The organism is Methanocaldococcus infernus ME, assembly GCF_000092305.1.
GTDB lineage: Archaea > AGJL01 > Methanococci > Methanococcales > Methanocaldococcaceae > Methanocaldococcus > Methanocaldococcus infernus.
In genome coordinates, this window is record NC_014122.1 from 701,925 (window position 1) to 717,130 (window position 15,206).

Sequence of the window (15,206 nt, forward strand, 5' to 3'; positions counted from 1 at the left end):
CATCATCAAGTCAGATAACCCTCTTCTCATCATTGCCCTATTTTTATATGATAAAATGATATTTAAATTATTTTGTAGCTTTGATAATTTTAAGTTGATGGTGATCACATGGATTTAGGGACAGCTAAGTATATTATTCATGCTGAACTTATAGCTGATGGCTATATTGAAAAGAATGATATCATTGGAGCAATATTTGGACAGACAGAAGGGTTATTAGGAGATGAGTTAGACTTAAGAGAATTACAAAAAAGTGGAAGGATTGGAAGGATAGATGTTGAGCTAACCAACATTAATGGGAAGTCAATAGCTAAAATATCTATTCCCTCAAGTTTAGATAGGGTTGAAACCTCTCTAATAGCTGCTGCCTTAGAAACAGTTGATAAGGTTGGACCATGTAATGCCAAAATAAAAATTATTGATATTGAAGACATAAGGAAGAGAAAGAGGAAGTATATAGTTGAGAGGGCTAAAGAGATCTTGTCTGAGATGATGGAAGATATTGACATAAATGCTATAATTGAGGAGATAAGGAATAGTGTCAGAGCTAAGGAAATTGTTGAGTATGGTGAGGACAAACTTCCAGCTGGTCCAAATGTTGATAAGGATGAGGAAATTATCATAGTTGAGGGAAAGGCTGATGTCTTAAACCTTCTTAAGTATGGAATAAAGAATGCTATAGCAGTTAATGGCTCTTCAGTGCCTAAAACTATTATAGATCTCTGTAAGAAGAAAATAGTTACAGTCTTTACAGATGGAGATAGAGGGGGAGAGCTTATATTAAAAGAGCTTTTACAAACCTGTGATATTGACTATGTAGCAAGGGCTCCAAATGGGAGGGAGGTTGAAGAGCTAACCAAGAAAGAGATAATAAAGTGCTTAAGAAATAGAATTCCTTCCTACCACTACATAATAAAGGAGGAAGTGAAAGAACCTAAAAAGATAAATAAGTTCTCTAACTATTATGAGAAGTACCTTAAGCTAAATGAGGGAGAACTCTTAGTTATTGGAGATGAAGAAAAGCTTATGAAGTTAGAAGAGTATTTAAAAGAGCCTTGTGAAGCTGAGGCTTTGATAGTTAAGGGAGATATAACACAGAGCTTAGTTGATGCAAGCTATGACAAGGTTAAATTTATTTTTGGAAAAAGTATTAAGGTGGCTAAAAAACCTTTAAACCTCTCTCTCATCCCTTTTGGTGGTTTAGATGAACAAAGATGAGCTGATACAATTACATCAGCTACTAATTTACATAAGAAAATACATTCAAAAAAAATATAATGTGAGTGATGAAAAATTTGAGGAATATGACAATTTACACATCTATCCACATCATATACACAAAACAAAGATAGAGCATATATATGCTATCTTTATTTTGTCCTCAATTATCTCAAGGATATTATCTGAGCATGAGAAAGTTCCTAAGAGTATATCCAACTTACTAATGAACTGTAGCCTAAAAATTAGCAAGGAGATAACAAGAAAGAGGAGGATGAGATGATACTATTTGCCCTACCAAATAAAGGAAGAATCTCTGAGCCAGTAATGAAAATCTTGGAAAAGGCTGGGTTAAAGATAACGGCCCAAGGAAGAAGTTTGTTTGCCAACACTGTTGATAAGGATGTAAAAATTATGTTTGCCAGGGCTAAGGACATTCCTGAATTTGTAGCTGATGGTGTAGCTGATATAGGGATCACTGGCTATGACTTAGTCTTAGAGAGAGGAGTTGAAGATAAGGTAGATTTTCTATTAGACTTTAACTTTGGATTTGCAAGATTAGTTTTAGCTGCTCCAGAGAACTCTGAGATAAAGAGCTTAGAAGATATTAAAGATGGAGTTAGGGTAGCTACAGAGTTTCCAAACCTAACAAGGAAGTTTTTTGAGAAGCTTGGGAAGAGAGTTGAGATTATAGAGCTAAGTGGAGCCACTGAGATAGCTCCATTTATTGGAGTAGCTGATATAATATCAGATTTAACATCAACAGGAACAACTTTAAGGTTAAATAAGCTTAGAGAGATAGCTGAGATAGTTAGGAGTACAACAAGATTAATAGGGAACAAGGAGAGCTTAAAAGATGAAAGGAAAAGGAGGAAAATAGAGCAGTTAGTTTTAGCTATAAAAAGTGCTTTATTTGCTGAAACTAAGAAGTTAATAATGATGAATGCTCCAAAGGATAAGGTTGAGGAGATAAAGAAACTAATCCCTGGGATGTGTGGGCCTACTGTAGCTAAGGTTTTAAGTAATGATGAATATGTAGCTATCCATGCTGTGGTTAATGAAGATGACATCTATAACTTAGTGCCAAAACTTCATGAGTTGGGAGCAAGAGACATTTTAATTGTGCCAATTGAGAGAATTCTTTAATAGGGTTGTCTTATGAATAAGGTTTATTTTGACTATGTTGATAGCTATGATAAACTAAACAATAAAATTTTAGACTTAATTTTTAAAGATATTGATGACAAGGAGTTAATTGTTGTCAAGCCAAATATTTTAAGGCCAAGTAAGCCAGAGAGTGGGGTAGTTACTCACTACAAATTTGTAGATTGGGTTCTAAAATATTTGAAAAAGGAATTCTCTGGGAAAATAGTAGTTGGAGAATCTTCTGGCTTCTCAACCAATAAGGCTTTTGAAGTCTCAAAAATAAAAGATGTCTGCTTAAAAAATGATGTTGAATTTCTAAACTTTGAAAAGGATGAGCATGAGCTTTACAATATAGAGGGTTATAAAATAGCTCTACCAAAGACTGTTTTAGAGAGTGATCTAATTGTCAATTTGCCAAAGCTTAAAACTCATGTCTTAATGAAATATACTGGGGGAGTTAAAAACCTATATGGCTGTGTCCCTGGAGGTTTGAAGCCTAAGCTACATGGAGCCTTTCCAAAAGAGGAGGAGTTTGCAAGGCTGTTAATTGAACTTTATAAAATTATAGCTAAGGATAGGGAAATAATTAGTATTATGGATGGCATTGTTGGAATGGAAGGAAATGGCCCATCTAATGGTAGGGTTAAGAAGGCTAATATAGTTATAGCCTCAGACAATCCAGTGGCATTGGATAAGTTTGCCTCTTACTATATAGGTTATAAACCAGAGGAAATTTTAACTAATAATTTAATTGATATAAAATATAAGTTGTATCACTTAGATAGAGAGATTGATCTTAAAGATGTGAGAAGGGTTAAGTTCAAAAAGCCAGACACCATATTTTTAAATAAAGTTCTTCCATCTTTTATAGTTAGGCTAATCTTTAAATTCTTCACATTAAAGCCAGAGATTGATAAAAGAAGATGTGTTAAGTGTGGAATCTGTGAAAAAATTTGTCCAGTTAAGGCTATAAAAGATTTAAAAGTGGATAAGAAGAAGTGCATCTCTTGCTATTGCTGTCATGAGCTGTGTAAGTACAATGCAATAAAACTTAAGAGAGGGATATTTTGAAAAAAACCAAGGTTATAGTGCTTGCAGATAATGCTAAAACCTCTCCAAGTAGATTATTAAGATATATAGCTTCTTTAAAAATTCCTGGGATTATAGCAAAAGAAACCTGCTTTGGTGGCTATATAGAGGGGGAAGCTGAGTTAGTGGATGAGTTGGCTAAGAAAATTAGAGAGTTTGAGAGAAATAGAATATTCTGCAGAGATAGGGGTTATCCAATCTGGGATAAAAGAAGATGTAGAGCCTTCAGAGGAGGGGGACCAAGAGAAGGGTTCCATCAACTGGAAGCTGAGCAGAAGGTTTTAGATAAGATAGGCTTAGCTTTGGATAAGATTGATAAATATGGAGTTATGCCAATGGATGAAGTTTTAAAAAAGGAGGAGAAGTTATTAAAGAAGGAAAAACCTTTAAGTGTTGAGAAGTTTAAGGAAATTGTGGAGAGGGCATTAAAGAATGTATAAGAGAGGATATAGGTTTGAGATAAAGCTTAAGGAAATGTTGGAAAGGGAGGGATATTTAGTTATAAGGAGTGCTGGAAGTAAGGGAGTTGATCTAATAGCTGGGAAGGGAAGTAGGTTAATGATCTTTGAATGTAAGGCTACAAAGAAAGAAATGCTCTACATTGATAAAGAAGATGTCTTTAAGTTGTTGGAATACTCAAGAGCCTTTAAAGCTGTTCCTTACATAGCTGTGAAATTTGGTAAAGATATTTTATTTTTTAGCCCATACAATATAGAGGAGAAGGGAAAAAGCTTTTTAGTTAGAGTTGAGGAAGGCTTAAAATTTGAGGATATTGTGAGATGATGGATTACTCTATAGTGAGAGTTGATGTTGAAGAGAAAGAGATTATTATAGATAAAGGCTCATTAAAAACTAAAAGGAAGTTCTCTTTTTTGTTGGAGGAGGGAGAGTTAATATTAGAGAAAGGAGAGTTTTGGGCAAATGATGAGGTTGAAGTTGTTGTAAGCTATAGCCATTCAGATGATAAAAGGCCAAAGGAGAAGATAAAAGTTTATAAAATTAAAAAAATAGAGAGGTTCTAAAGATGGATGTTGAAGGAAAGTGCTGTCTAATTCATACTATTGGAGGGCTAATATTTGGATACTTTGCCAACTATGTCTATACTTTGGGCTTAGGTTTCTTCAGTGGCTTGGCAACACTAATATTTATCTTTATTGGCTCAGTAATCTTTGGCCACATATCAGCAAGAATCTTAGGGGAGAATAGCATAGATCAAAAGCAATGGTTTGGCTGTGGAGTTTTACCATTTTTCTTAGTGGCTATATTAGTTTGGATATTAAAATATAATGGTGTTATTTAGTGATCAACTACATCATTGGCCTTCTCTGTCTAATTTTAGGGAGTATTCAAGATATAAAAAAGAGGGAGGTTGAAGATTATATTTGGTTAGCTATGGTTGGCTTTGGCTTTCTCTACCATCTATTTTTAACCTTAAAATTTGGTAATATCTCTTTTTTAATTCTCTTTTTTGAGTCTCTCTTTATCTCTTTTATTTTAGGCTATTTTATGTTCCTCTTAGGCTCAGGTGGAGCTGATGGAAAGGCTTTAATTGGGATAGGAGCATTAGTTCCAAGTATGAAAATGCCTATCTATTCCTCTATTTTTAAAGTTTTAAGCTTACTTAACTTCCCAACCTTTCCAATTCTTGTTTTTATTAACTCTCTCTTCTTAATTATTTTTTATCCAATAGTTATATTTTTAAGGAATTTGAGGAGAGGAAAACCAAGAAACTTAAAAGAGTTATTATTAATGTTTGTTGCTGAAAAAATGAGATATGAAGAGATAAAAAAAGAGAAGAGAATTATTTTAGGGAAAGATGAAGAAGTTGAGATTTTTAAGCATGGAGAAGAGGCTTTAAACTATAATGGATATAAAGATGATGATCTACTATGGGCATCTCCAGCAATTCCTTTTATATTTATTATTTTACTTTCTTATATTCTAACCCCTTATATGGGTGACATAATTATAGCTAAGCTACTGGAGTTTTTAGGAATTTAGGTTTTTGGTGAAGCTTATGAAAACTCTTAATGAAATTAAAAAGATTCTTTTAGAGCATAAGCAAGAGCTTAAGGAGAAGTATAAAGTTAAGTCTATTGCTATATTTGGTAGTTATGCAAGAGGAGAACAGACAGAAAAAAGTGATATAGATATTTTAGTTGAATTCTATGAGCCAATTGGCTTAAAAATTGCCAGATTTGAAAGAGTACTTGGAAGAGCTTCTAAATATTAAAGTAGATTTGATAACAAAAAACTCAATTAAAAATCCATATATTAAAAAATCTATTGAGGAGGATTTAGTTTATGTCTAAGAGGGATGCTAAAAGAACTTAAATAACTTAAATAGAAGTTTAATTAAAAAAGTTAAAGGAGGGTAAAGAATGTTTAAGTTCAGAAAAGAGATTCTTGAGGAGATTGATAAAGAGCTAAAAAAGTACTTAGATAAAGATAACAACCTATATAAAGCTGCTAAACACCTAACCTTTGCTGGAGGAAAGAGGATTAGGCCCTATCTTTCAATACTAACCTACAACCTAAAAAAAGACAATATAAATGAGATCTTGCCAGCAGCTGTTAGTGTTGAACTAATCCATAACTATACTTTAATTCATGATGACATTATGGACAATGATGAGTTAAGAAGAGGAAAGCCAACAGTTCATATAGCCTATGGGGAAGAGATGGCTATCTTAGCTGGAGATTTACTATATGCTAAGGCATTTGAAGCCATTGGAAATATAAAGGATGAGAAAAAAGCATATAAAGTTTTAAAAGTCCTCTCTAAGGCTTGTGTAGATGTCTGTGAAGGGCAAGCTATGGATATGGAGTTTGAGAGCTATTGGCCCACATTGGAAGAATACTTAGAGATGATAAAAAAGAAAACAGGAGCTTTATTAGAGGCTTCAGCTGAGATTGGAGGGATAATGGCTGAGTTTAATGAGGAGGAGATGAAAGCTATAAAGAGCTATGCTGAAAAGATAGGCTTAACTTTCCAAATACAGGATGATATCTTAGACATCATTGGGGATGAGAAGAAGATAGGGAAGCCTGTAGGAAGTGACATTAGAGAGGGAAAAAAGACAATAATTATAATTCATGCTATAAATACACTAAATGAGGAAGAGAAAGAGAAGTTATTAAGTATCTTAGGGAATGTGAAAAGTGAAGAAGATATTAGAGAAGCTATTAAGATATTAGAACCATCTATAAACTATGCTAAAGAGCTATTAAATAAATTGACTGAAGAAGCTATAAAGAGCTTAGAAATATTTGATAAATATAGAAGGAAAGAGTTGGAAGAGTTGGCTAAATTTATAGCCAATAGAATCTACTAAAAGGTGAGAGGTTGAGAATTCCTAAGCTTTATGTTGAAGGTGAAGAGGGAGAAGAAAAGGTGGTTATAGAGAAGGATGGAAAAATAATAAGATTTTTAGACAAGGGAGAGAGTTATGAAGGAGAAGGAAAGGTTTTAGGGAAGGTTATTTATGATGACTTCCCTAACTATATCCTAATGGGAGAGGCTACAAGAGATATGTTAATAGTCTATGAAGTGGGAGGATTAAAAAAGATCATGTATTTAAAGAAGGGAACCAAGCTTTTAGAGGTTCCAGCTGAAGGTTATAAGGTTTATCCTATAGTTGACCATGGCTGTAGAATCCTTGAAGGGCATAGATTAGCAGCCCTCCAGAGTAGAAAAGGAGATATAAGGTTTGTAAATACTCCAGTTAATGGGATAGTTGTATTCTTAAGGGAAGTTCCTTGTAAAAGAGAAAATTATGTCTTCTACATCTTACCAGATGAAGAGATAAAATTTGAGTAAATTTTATTCAGGAACATTCCCTCCAGGAGACATAACACTAACTCTTACTAACTTAACTCCCTTAGTGGCACTTAACTTATTTGCCATCTCTCTAATTTTTTTAGCATCTCCTTTAACTAAGATGGTTTCTAAGCAGTGGTCTTTATCTAAGTGTATGTGAAGGGTAGCAACAATAATATCTGAAAATTCATGTTGAATATCTATAACCTTTCCCATCACATCAGGAGAATTATGGTCATAGATGACACTAACACTCCCAGCCCTCTCTCCTTCCATACTCTGAAGCCACTTATATTTAGTAATATAGTCTCTTATAGCATCCCTTATAGCTTCACTTCTACTTGCATAACCCTTTTCTGAAATAACTTCATCAAATTCTTTTAATAACTTAGCAGGAATACTTATAGAAATTCTTTCCATACTTCTATCATTCTCAGCCATCACTGTCACCATTTATAATATTTAGCTTAGGTGAAAATATTACTTTATAATATTATAGTTGCTAAAGTTATATAAAAATAGTTATATTAATTTTGTAAATTTTTGATGAAAAGAGAAAAAGAGGTTATGGGTTACTACTGTTTATTATTTTTTCAGCTACTGAATTGGTTATATTAACATCTGAATTGTCTTCTATTATAATTTTTGCTCCACCATCATATTTGTTAATTATTAAGTTGTAAATATTTGAATTGTCAATTATTTCAATCCTTGCATTGCTATTTACATTACCTTTAATGTACAATAGTGTTATGAGACTTCTATTAATTATTACCTTCCCATCTAAATTTCCATAAATTTCTAAACATTTAATTTTTGAATTATTACTTAATATAAGCTTTCCTTTAATACTCTCATTAATAATTAGTGTGTCAATAGTAGATCCATCTTTAATAGTTATCTTTGAATCTAAATTGTTAATATTTATACAGTTATAGACATTTGATTTAGATATGATAAGTTCTGAATTTTGGTTATTAATATTTTTAATGTTTATATTACCTATATTAGAATTATTAATTAACAATTTAGCAGTACTATCTATACATTCAATTTGTATATTTTTAACTTCCGAATTAATGATGTCTACTTTTGAGTTTTCACTATTAAGATTGCTTATCTTTAGTTCGTCTATATTAGTGCTGTCAAATAAAACTTCTGCATTGTTATCTATGTTATTATTAATTGACACATTATGGATAATATTTCCTATAAATTCTGTATGACTATAGGGGTGTATATAACTAAAATACACATTTTTTATATAGTATAAATTACCAAAGTATAATTCTGCTTTGTTATTTTTATCACCATCATCAGTTTTTATATCTCCCCAGATCGTTCCGTTTGCATTATACTTACCGATATTGTTTTTATTCACCACAATGTTAATATTACCAGATTTGTATGTTCCATTAGGTATTATATCTTTTTTTAAGGAGATAAATGAATACTTACCAACACTAATACTTAAATATGACGAGTTTCCTGGTATTATTTCAGAATTGTTGTCATCATTAGAATCGTTATTGTTAGTAGTATTAACATATTTTAAAATTACATAATCAATGTTATTAGATTCGTTGCTTTCTTTGACTATATTGTTGTAATCAACATATGCTATTATACTATATTCATTTCCTAACATGCTTATACTACACCCATTTCCATAACAATTTCTATATCCATCTCCATATCCATATCTATATCTATATCTATGACAGTAACACTTACCACATTTTAATCCGTCTTTTGTTACATTTACTGTAAAGTTAAATGCTACAGTTTCATTTACTTTTGATCCATTAATAGGAAATGTTGCAATTGTTCTATTACTTGTTCCTTCATAAATTCTAACCCAAAATGTCTTATTAACGTCAGCTGAACCGATATTTGATACTTTTATTTTAATAATAATTTTATCTCCAACTTTAATTTTTCCATGTCTAAATCTATTCTGTAGTTGTTGATTCTCACCCCTATTTCTAACTCTATGTTTTCCATGACAGCATAAAGAGCCGTTTTCATAATATGCAGAAATACTTACAGTTAGATCTGGTAGTTTAGTGATATTATCCTCTTGTTCTCCATTATTCTGTTCAGTTGAGTTTTGATTAGTCTCGTTATTTGTATTGTCACTATTATTATTTTCTTGCTGCTCATTTATTATACTACCATTTTCCTGTCCAGTTCCAGAATTTGATGTTAAAGAACCTGGACCTAAAAATACTCCTATAATATCTTTTTTAGCTGGTTCAGAGGATAAATTTAAATCTTTAGCTGGCTGTACAAGTTGAGTAGTTACAATAGCTCCTCCTAAGATAGCCAATAACATTAAAATTACAAATTCTAAAGATAGCTGTCCTCTCATAGGCATCACCATAAATTATATATACTACTATAAATCAATAGTTTATAAAAAGAGGTATATAAAAATATTTATCACTAAATTTAAATATCTTTAAACATTAATTGCCTTAATATTTGTCCTAAAGGTCCTCCAACTCTTAACATCTTCCCCTTTCTCAACTTTTCTATAGCATTCTTTGTAGTTTCATAGTATCTTAAAACTTCCTTAACTTCACTCTCAGAAGAGCCTGAGCCTCTTGCTATTCTTCTGATCCTTGAGGCTTTAATTATCTTAGGATTTTCTCTCTCCTCCATTGTCATAGAGTCAATAATAACCTTATATCTCTTTATCTTAGCCTCTGTTAGATGTGAGAGCTCTTTAGGCATTCCACTTAAGCCAGGGATCATACTTAAGATTTTTTTCATTGAGCCCATATTTTCAATAGCTTCCAACTGAGCCTTAAGCTCATTCAATGTAAACTTACCCCTCATTATAGCTTCTACACTCTCCTCAGCCTTCTCATCTATAATTTCATCAGCTTTTTTGAGTAAAGTGTCTAAGTCTCCTAAGCCTAAGAGTCTTGAAATAAACTTCTTAGGGTCAAACTCTTCAAAGTCATCTATCTTCTCTCCAGTACCAATAAACTTTATTGGAGCCTTAGTTTCAGCAACAGCACTTAATGCTCCTCCCCCTTTAGCTGAACCATCTAACTTAGTAACTATTATACTTCCAATCTCTCCAACAGCATCTTTAAAAGCTTTGGCCTGAACCCTTGCCTGTTGTCCAATGGTTCCATCAATAACTAACATGATTTCATCAGGGTTAGAGATCTCTTTAATTCTTTTCATCTCCTCTAATAACCCCTTCTCCTCCTTATGCCTTCCAGCTGTATCAATAATTACTACATCAACATTTTTAAATTTATTTAGTCCTTCTTTAACTATATCTTCTGGCTTCTTACTTAGATCTCCATATATTGGCACATCTATCTTTTCAGCAAGTTGCTTTAATTGTTCATAAGCTGCTGGTCTATAAGTGTCAGCTGCTATTAGCCCAACTCTATAACCTTTCTTTTTTAAATATTTAGCCAACTTAGCTGCTGTTGTAGTCTTTCCACTCCCCTGAATACCAACAAGCATAATAACATTTCTCCTACCAGGCTCTATCTTTAATGGCTTAGCCTCTTCTCCTAAAAGTTTGACAAGCTCTTCATAGACTATCTTAATAATATGCTCTTTCTTTGAGAAGCCTTTAGGAGGCTCTTCCTCTAAGGCTCTCCTCTCTATCTCTTTGGTTATTTTTAGAACCAACTTGACATTAACATCAGCCTGTATTAAGGCTCTTTGGATATCTTTAACAACCTCCTTTATTAGCTTTTTATCCACAAACATGGCATTTTTTATTTTATTTATTGCCTTGTTTAAGTTCTCACTAAGTTTTTCTAACATGCTCTCCCCCTTCCTTATTGTTAAGACTATTTAATTGTTAAGCCTCTAAAATATTTATATAATACATTTGTCATTATTATTAATGATAAATTACTTAGTGATCCTCATGAAAAAGATTTCAAGGAAGAAGTGTATTCATGTCATGCTTGTCTATACTGGAGGTTGTAATGGTTGTGATATTGAAGCTGTTAATGCTGTTTTCTCTCCTTACTATGATGCTGAGCAATATAATGTTTTTTTAACCTTCAATCCAAGGGAAACAGATATCTTAATAGTTAGTGGTTGTGTAACAAAATTTGTTAAGGAAAGCTTAAGGAAAATTTATGAGAAGATTCCTGAGCCTAAGGCTGTTGTAGCCATTGGAAGCTGTGCCTTAACTGGAGGAGTATATAAAAATATAGGTGGAGACTTAGGAACCTCTGACTTTGTTGCTGGGCCTGTTGAAAATATTATTCCTGTTGATGTTAAAGTTCCTGGCTGTGCTCCAAGGCCAGAGGATATAATAAGTGGGATAGTTAAAGCTATTCCCTTGGTGGTGGAAAGATGATCATTATATATACAACATTTCCAAATATGGAGAAGGCTAAAGAGGTTTGTAAAGCTCTATTGGAGAAAAAATTAGTTGGTTGTGTAAACTTAAGAGAGCATCTTGCCTTATATTGGTGGGAGGGAAAGATAGAGGAAGATGAAGAAATAGGAGCTATTTTAAAAACAAGGGATGAGCTGAAAGATAAGGTTATAGAGGAGTTAAAAAAGCTTCATCCCTATTCAGTGCCAGCCATTATTTGGTTTAAAGTTAATGCCAATGATGAATACTTAGATTGGTTAAAGAAGGTGACTGAATGATAAAGTTCTTAGCTCCAATAATTGCCTTTGCCCTCTCTACCTATCTCCCAGGAATTCAGAGAAAGATTGAGGCAAGAATTCAACAGAGGATAGGACCAAGTATCTTAGCCCCAGGATTTTGGGCATTTTTTAAATTTCTATTTAAGGAGTGTAGAAATCCAGATAGTAAGTTGCCTAAGCTTTATAACTATCTTCCAATCCTCTCTATTTTAGTCCTTATAGTTATTATTTACTCATGCTCCTTCTACAATATCAAAGTGTTATCAAATATTATTGTTATCTTAGGTCTTCTAAAGATAGAGGAGATGATGTACATCATCTTAGGCTCTCTTTCCTGTTCCATTATGGGTTATAGAATGCCATATATTGATGAGTGCTTAGGAGCTAAGGTTTATGAAGTAACTAAGTTGTCCCTTGAACAACTTGGAGCAATAAGGAGCTTTAAGATGATAACTATAACATCCTTCCCACTATACTTAGCTATCTTCCTACCATTTGTGAATGAGAAAACCATATTCTTAGACAGCATTATAGGGAAACCTTTTATCCTCTCCTTAGCTGGCATTTTTGGAGCCATAACCTTCTTTATTGGGTATATTATAGCTTTAAGAGAATATCCTTTCTCTATAACCCATGCTAAAGTAGATATTATAGAAGGCCCTACTATGGAGTTGATGGGAAAGTTTAGAACCTTCTACTTAGCTCTAAAGGAGTTACTTCTAATAACCTTAGGAATTTTATTTACAACCTTATACCTTGGCATTCCACCAGATTCTTTAATTAACCTTGCTATTAACTTTGCCATAGCCTTAACTTTCCCAATTATGGCTGCTGTAGTTAGGGCATTCTCTCCAATGCTGTTATTTAAACATCTTTACCATATATCATTTATAGCCACACTTCTTGGCTCAGTTGGGTTTCTCTTAGCACTACTCTGGCAATGATGAAAACTTTTAACTCTGACTGATGATGAAGCCTGGGACAGCTGAGCCAACCTAAAATTTTTTTGGTGAGAGAATGAGACTTCTAACCTTAGAAGAAGGAGAATTTGCAGTTAGATATGCAAGGGCTGTTATAGAATCTCATTTATCTGGAAAAGAGCTTATTTTAGAAAGCTATCCTGAAATTTTCAATGAAAAAAGAGGGTGCTTTTGTACTCTCCACACATATCCAGAGAGGGAGTTAAGAGGCTGTATCGGAATTCCTGAGCCAATTATGCCACTGATTGAAGCTTTAAGAGAAGCAGCCTTAGGGTCAATAAGGGATCCAAGATTTCCACCAGTTACCTTAGAGGAGATGGATCATATTGTAATAGAGGTTAGTATCTTAACCCCTCCACAGCTTATAGAGGTTAGTAATCCAAAAGAATACTTAGAAAAAATAAAGATTGGAGAGGATGGGCTAATTATTGAGTATGGCCCTTACAGAGGCTTACTCCTCCCACAGGTTCCTGTTGAGTATGGCTGGGATGTTGAAGAATTTTTAGCCCATCTCTGCTTAAAAGCAGGCTTACCTCCAGATATGTGGTTAGTAGAAGGAGTTAAAATTTACAAATTCCAAGCTCAAATTTTTGAAGAGCTTGAACCAAGAGGAAAAATAGTTGAAAAGAAGCTAACCGGTCCTCATTAGAGGTTCCCGGTTAGCAATCTCTACTGTTACCAACTTTTAAGTACTTACCAAATAAGCTTCTTTTAAGCTCTATCTTTACACTACTAAGCCATTGCTGAGCCACTTTATCTAAGAAGATTTTAAATTCATTGTCATAAATTAACTTATCATCTTCCTTAGGCTCAGCAATGGCTACCCCAAACCTTGGGCCACATCATCCAAAGCCATCAAAGTAAATTATTACACTATCTGAACCTTTTTTCTTTAACTTCTCCAAGATGAAATTTTTAGCATCATTACTTATCTCAACCTTCATCTTTTACCACCTCTACGTATTAACTTAGCATTTCTTATATATTAAGTTTATGGTTGTGGCAATATTATGAACATATATTAAGAAAATTAATAATTATGGACATTGATGTGGTTTTTATTTGAGTTTATTAATTTATATGTTAGAGTGTAACTTTCAGATTGTTTCCATCCCCTTAGGGGCGTTATTTTACTTTTGTTAGAGCATTTAAAGGAGACATACTATTACGATGTTTCCATCCCCTTAGGGGCGTTATTTTACTAATGTAATATTGGATTTGTCAGTTGTTGAGAAGCTAAAATTTGTTTCCATCCCCTTAGGGGCGTTATTTTACTATTTAAATTTTTCAATTGATAACTTTTGAATAAATCCAAAGTTTCCATCCCCTTAGGGGCGTTATTTTACTTACCACCCATTTATTGTTTTGTCGGTTAATTACTTAGGTTTCCATCCCCTTAGGGGCGTTATTTTACCTTTATAAGTTAAAAAATAAAGAATACTACTTTATGTTTCCATCCCCTTAGAGGCGTTATTTTACAAGTTCATTAAAAACCATAGAAATTAGAATATTTAATTGTTTCCATCCCCTTAGGGGCGTTATTTTACAAGGCAAAATTTTGCTTGTTTATATCATTTGCTCTTATAGTATATAAGCTTTATCCCTAATCAACAGACTGAAGGTTAGGTTCTTCTATTTATCTAAAAAGATCCGAAGTTTGATAAAAACCTTTACTTTCCTTAATACTAAAATAAAACCAAACCTCTAAACCAAAAACGAAATTTCCAAAGGGAAAATAAAATTCTAAAAATAAATAACCCAAAAAACTAAAAAAGCCCAATAATTCACAAAAACCGAATATTCAAATTAATAACATTAAGCTACCCTCCGAAGCCAACTAAAAACCAAATAAAAACCAACAAAATCATCTAAAAACAACAAAAACCTAAAAACAAAAACTTTAAACAAGATAAAACTCTAAAATAACCTAAAATAAATTATAAACATTCACACCTAAAAGAGTAAAAAAAATCTGAATAAAATTAGTTAAAAAAAATATAGAATAGAACTTACCCAAACATTCAAAAAAACTTAAGGCTGGAACTCAATGTAGTCAATGGCATGCTTGAAAATTAATAAATTTCTATTTTCAACCTTAACTATTATCTCATAGTTTGAGACTCCTGTAACCTCAGCATCTAACACTTCTCCATTCCTTAAGAATATTTTAACATTCTTCCCTCTTAACTTCCTTGCATACTCAAAATTTTGTATTTGCTTTTTTTGAGTATTTCTTTTTCCCTTATTATTCATTTTCTTCACCATTTAACTTAAATTAAAAATTAGCTTCTTAAAATTTATGAAGTGAT

At 32.7% G+C, this 15,206-nt stretch carries 20 protein-coding genes, 1 pseudogene and 1 CRISPR repeat array; of the genes and pseudogenes, 16 read left to right on the top strand and 5 right to left on the bottom strand.

The genetic code is table 11. The features are described 5' to 3' along the window. Positions 1–108 precede the first annotated feature (108 nt). The 12 genes and pseudogenes from dnaG to METIN_RS03950 all read left to right on the top strand — a co-directional run bounded on the left by dnaG (position 109) and on the right by METIN_RS03950 (position 7,273). Positions 109–1,218, top strand: a complete 1,110-nt coding sequence (gene dnaG, locus METIN_RS03895; RefSeq protein ID WP_013100191.1) for a DNA primase DnaG — start codon at positions 109–111, stop codon at positions 1,216–1,218. Next, positions 1,205–1,501 carry a UPF0058 family protein gene (locus METIN_RS03900; protein WP_013100192.1) on the top strand — a complete coding sequence of 99 codons (297 nt, stop codon included), beginning with the start codon at positions 1,205–1,207 and terminating at the stop codon, positions 1,499–1,501. The genes dnaG and METIN_RS03900 overlap by 14 nt, the downstream gene beginning before the upstream one ends. Beyond that, a complete protein-coding gene (hisG, locus tag METIN_RS03905) occupies positions 1,498–2,364 on the top strand; it encodes an ATP phosphoribosyltransferase (protein ID WP_013100193.1) in 867 nt (288 codons plus the stop codon). Before METIN_RS03900 ends, hisG begins: the two co-directional genes overlap by 4 nt. A gap of 12 nt (positions 2,365–2,376) precedes the next feature. Next, a complete protein-coding gene (locus METIN_RS03910) occupies positions 2,377–3,435 on the top strand; it encodes a DUF362 domain-containing protein (RefSeq protein ID WP_013100194.1) in 1,059 nt (352 codons plus the stop codon). Continuing rightward, positions 3,432–3,893, top strand: coding sequence for a methanogenesis marker 6 protein (locus tag METIN_RS03915; RefSeq protein WP_013100195.1), 462 nt, complete (start codon positions 3,432–3,434; stop codon positions 3,891–3,893). The genes METIN_RS03910 and METIN_RS03915 overlap by 4 nt, the downstream gene beginning before the upstream one ends. Next, positions 3,886–4,236: a Holliday junction resolvase Hjc gene (gene hjc, locus METIN_RS03920; RefSeq protein ID WP_013100196.1), complete on the top strand. Its 351-nt coding sequence runs from the start codon at positions 3,886–3,888 to the stop codon at positions 4,234–4,236. Before METIN_RS03915 ends, hjc begins: the two co-directional genes overlap by 8 nt. Next, complete coding sequence (locus METIN_RS03925) at positions 4,236–4,475, top strand: hypothetical protein (RefSeq protein ID WP_048203364.1); 240 nt, start codon at positions 4,236–4,238, stop codon at positions 4,473–4,475. The genes hjc and METIN_RS03925 overlap by 1 nt, the downstream gene beginning before the upstream one ends. A gap of 2 nt (positions 4,476–4,477) precedes the next feature. Continuing rightward, complete coding sequence (locus METIN_RS03930) at positions 4,478–4,753, top strand: EMC6-like membrane protein (RefSeq protein WP_013100198.1); 276 nt, start codon at positions 4,478–4,480, stop codon at positions 4,751–4,753. Next, positions 4,753–5,454 carry a preflagellin peptidase FlaK gene (flaK, locus tag METIN_RS03935; RefSeq protein ID WP_013100199.1) on the top strand — a complete coding sequence of 234 codons (702 nt, stop codon included), beginning with the start codon at positions 4,753–4,755 and terminating at the stop codon, positions 5,452–5,454. Before METIN_RS03930 ends, flaK begins: the two co-directional genes overlap by 1 nt. Before the next feature lie 16 nt (positions 5,455–5,470). Continuing rightward, positions 5,471–5,765, top strand: a pseudogene (locus tag METIN_RS03940) (nucleotidyltransferase family protein). A gap of 69 nt (positions 5,766–5,834) precedes the next feature. Beyond that, complete coding sequence (locus METIN_RS03945) at positions 5,835–6,788, top strand: polyprenyl synthetase family protein (RefSeq protein ID WP_013100200.1); 954 nt, start codon at positions 5,835–5,837, stop codon at positions 6,786–6,788. 11 nt (positions 6,789–6,799) lie between these two features. Beyond that, positions 6,800–7,273 (top strand): DUF2118 family protein, encoded by a 474-nt coding sequence (locus METIN_RS03950; RefSeq protein ID WP_013100201.1) that lies wholly within the window; start codon positions 6,800–6,802, stop codon positions 7,271–7,273. A gap of 3 nt (positions 7,274–7,276) precedes the next feature. On the opposite strand, the gene nikR is transcribed toward METIN_RS03950, so the two are convergent. The 3 genes from nikR to METIN_RS03965 all read right to left on the bottom strand — a co-directional run bounded on the left by nikR (position 7,277) and on the right by METIN_RS03965 (position 11,071). Beyond that, on the bottom strand, positions 7,277–7,714 hold the full coding sequence (gene nikR / locus METIN_RS03955; RefSeq protein ID WP_048203367.1) for a nickel-responsive transcriptional regulator NikR: 438 nt from the start codon (positions 7,712–7,714) through the stop codon (positions 7,277–7,279). A gap of 124 nt (positions 7,715–7,838) precedes the next feature. Further along, positions 7,839–9,644: a CARDB domain-containing protein gene (locus METIN_RS03960; RefSeq protein ID WP_013100203.1), complete on the bottom strand. Its 1,806-nt coding sequence runs from the start codon at positions 9,642–9,644 to the stop codon at positions 7,839–7,841. 80 nt (positions 9,645–9,724) lie between these two features. Continuing rightward, positions 9,725–11,071: a signal recognition particle protein Srp54 gene (locus METIN_RS03965; protein WP_013100204.1), complete on the bottom strand. Its 1,347-nt coding sequence runs from the start codon at positions 11,069–11,071 to the stop codon at positions 9,725–9,727. 106 nt (positions 11,072–11,177) lie between these two features. On the opposite strand from METIN_RS03965, the gene METIN_RS03970 reads away from it, so the two are divergent. The 4 genes from METIN_RS03970 (at position 11,178) to METIN_RS03985 (ending at position 13,546) form a co-directional block, all read left to right on the top strand. Further along, entirely contained in the window at positions 11,178–11,618 is a 441-nt protein-coding gene (locus METIN_RS03970; RefSeq protein ID WP_232156301.1) for an NADH-quinone oxidoreductase subunit B family protein, read from the top strand. Beyond that, complete coding sequence (gene cutA / locus METIN_RS03975) at positions 11,615–11,917, top strand: divalent-cation tolerance protein CutA (RefSeq protein ID WP_013100206.1); 303 nt, start codon at positions 11,615–11,617, stop codon at positions 11,915–11,917. Before METIN_RS03970 ends, cutA begins: the two co-directional genes overlap by 4 nt. After that, positions 11,914–12,861, top strand: a complete 948-nt coding sequence (locus tag METIN_RS03980; protein WP_013100207.1) for a respiratory chain complex I subunit 1 family protein — start codon at positions 11,914–11,916, stop codon at positions 12,859–12,861. The genes cutA and METIN_RS03980 overlap by 4 nt, the downstream gene beginning before the upstream one ends. A 73-nt stretch (positions 12,862–12,934) precedes the next feature. Next, a complete protein-coding gene (locus METIN_RS03985; RefSeq protein ID WP_013100208.1) occupies positions 12,935–13,546 on the top strand; it encodes a TIGR00296 family protein in 612 nt (203 codons plus the stop codon). A gap of 10 nt (positions 13,547–13,556) precedes the next feature. Here METIN_RS03985 and METIN_RS03990 read toward each other — a convergent pair whose 3' ends face one another. Both METIN_RS03990 and METIN_RS03995 read right to left on the bottom strand, forming a co-directional pair. Then, positions 13,557–13,841 carry a HesB-like protein gene (locus METIN_RS03990; RefSeq protein WP_013100209.1) on the bottom strand — a complete coding sequence of 95 codons (285 nt, stop codon included), beginning with the start codon at positions 13,839–13,841 and terminating at the stop codon, positions 13,557–13,559. A gap of 160 nt (positions 13,842–14,001) precedes the next feature. Then, positions 14,002–14,444: a CRISPR direct-repeat array (repeat unit 30 nt; unit sequence GTTTCCATCCCCTTAGGGGCGTTATTTTAC). Positions 14,445–14,928: 484 nt separating this feature from the next. Beyond that, the gene (locus METIN_RS03995) at positions 14,929–15,150 is read right to left on the bottom strand and encodes an RNA chaperone Hfq (protein ID WP_048203370.1); all 222 of its coding nucleotides are present in this window, start codon (positions 15,148–15,150) and stop codon (positions 14,929–14,931) included. Positions 15,151–15,206 lie beyond the last annotated feature (56 nt).

Excerpts from the sequence above, each read along its gene's own strand:
- dnaG (WP_013100191.1), top strand. The coding sequence starts at position 109 with ATGGATTTAGGGACAGCTAAGTATATTATTCATGCTGAACTTATAGCT.
- METIN_RS03900 (WP_013100192.1), top strand. The coding sequence starts at position 1,205 with ATGAACAAAGATGAGCTGATACAATTACATCAGCTACTAATTTACATA.
- hisG (WP_013100193.1), top strand. The coding sequence starts at position 1,498 with ATGATACTATTTGCCCTACCAAATAAAGGAAGAATCTCTGAGCCAGTA.
- METIN_RS03910 (WP_013100194.1), top strand. The coding sequence starts at position 2,377 with ATGAATAAGGTTTATTTTGACTATGTTGATAGCTATGATAAACTAAAC.
- hjc (WP_013100196.1), top strand. The coding sequence starts at position 3,886 with ATGTATAAGAGAGGATATAGGTTTGAGATAAAGCTTAAGGAAATGTTG.
- METIN_RS03925 (WP_048203364.1), top strand. The coding sequence starts at position 4,236 with ATGGATTACTCTATAGTGAGAGTTGATGTTGAAGAGAAAGAGATTATT.
- METIN_RS03930 (WP_013100198.1), top strand. The coding sequence starts at position 4,478 with ATGGATGTTGAAGGAAAGTGCTGTCTAATTCATACTATTGGAGGGCTA.
- METIN_RS03945 (WP_013100200.1), top strand. The coding sequence starts at position 5,835 with ATGTTTAAGTTCAGAAAAGAGATTCTTGAGGAGATTGATAAAGAGCTA.
- nikR (WP_048203367.1), bottom strand. The coding sequence starts at position 7,714 with ATGGCTGAGAATGATAGAAGTATGGAAAGAATTTCTATAAGTATTCCT.
- METIN_RS03960 (WP_013100203.1), bottom strand. The coding sequence starts at position 9,644 with ATGAGAGGACAGCTATCTTTAGAATTTGTAATTTTAATGTTATTGGCT.
- METIN_RS03965 (WP_013100204.1), bottom strand. The coding sequence starts at position 11,071 with ATGTTAGAAAAACTTAGTGAGAACTTAAACAAGGCAATAAATAAAATA.
- METIN_RS03970 (WP_232156301.1), top strand. The coding sequence starts at position 11,178 with ATGAAAAAGATTTCAAGGAAGAAGTGTATTCATGTCATGCTTGTCTAT.
- cutA (WP_013100206.1), top strand. The coding sequence starts at position 11,615 with ATGATCATTATATATACAACATTTCCAAATATGGAGAAGGCTAAAGAG.
- METIN_RS03980 (WP_013100207.1), top strand. The coding sequence starts at position 11,914 with ATGATAAAGTTCTTAGCTCCAATAATTGCCTTTGCCCTCTCTACCTAT.
- METIN_RS03985 (WP_013100208.1), top strand. The coding sequence starts at position 12,935 with ATGAGACTTCTAACCTTAGAAGAAGGAGAATTTGCAGTTAGATATGCA.
- METIN_RS03995 (WP_048203370.1), bottom strand. The coding sequence starts at position 15,150 with ATGAATAATAAGGGAAAAAGAAATACTCAAAAAAAGCAAATACAAAAT.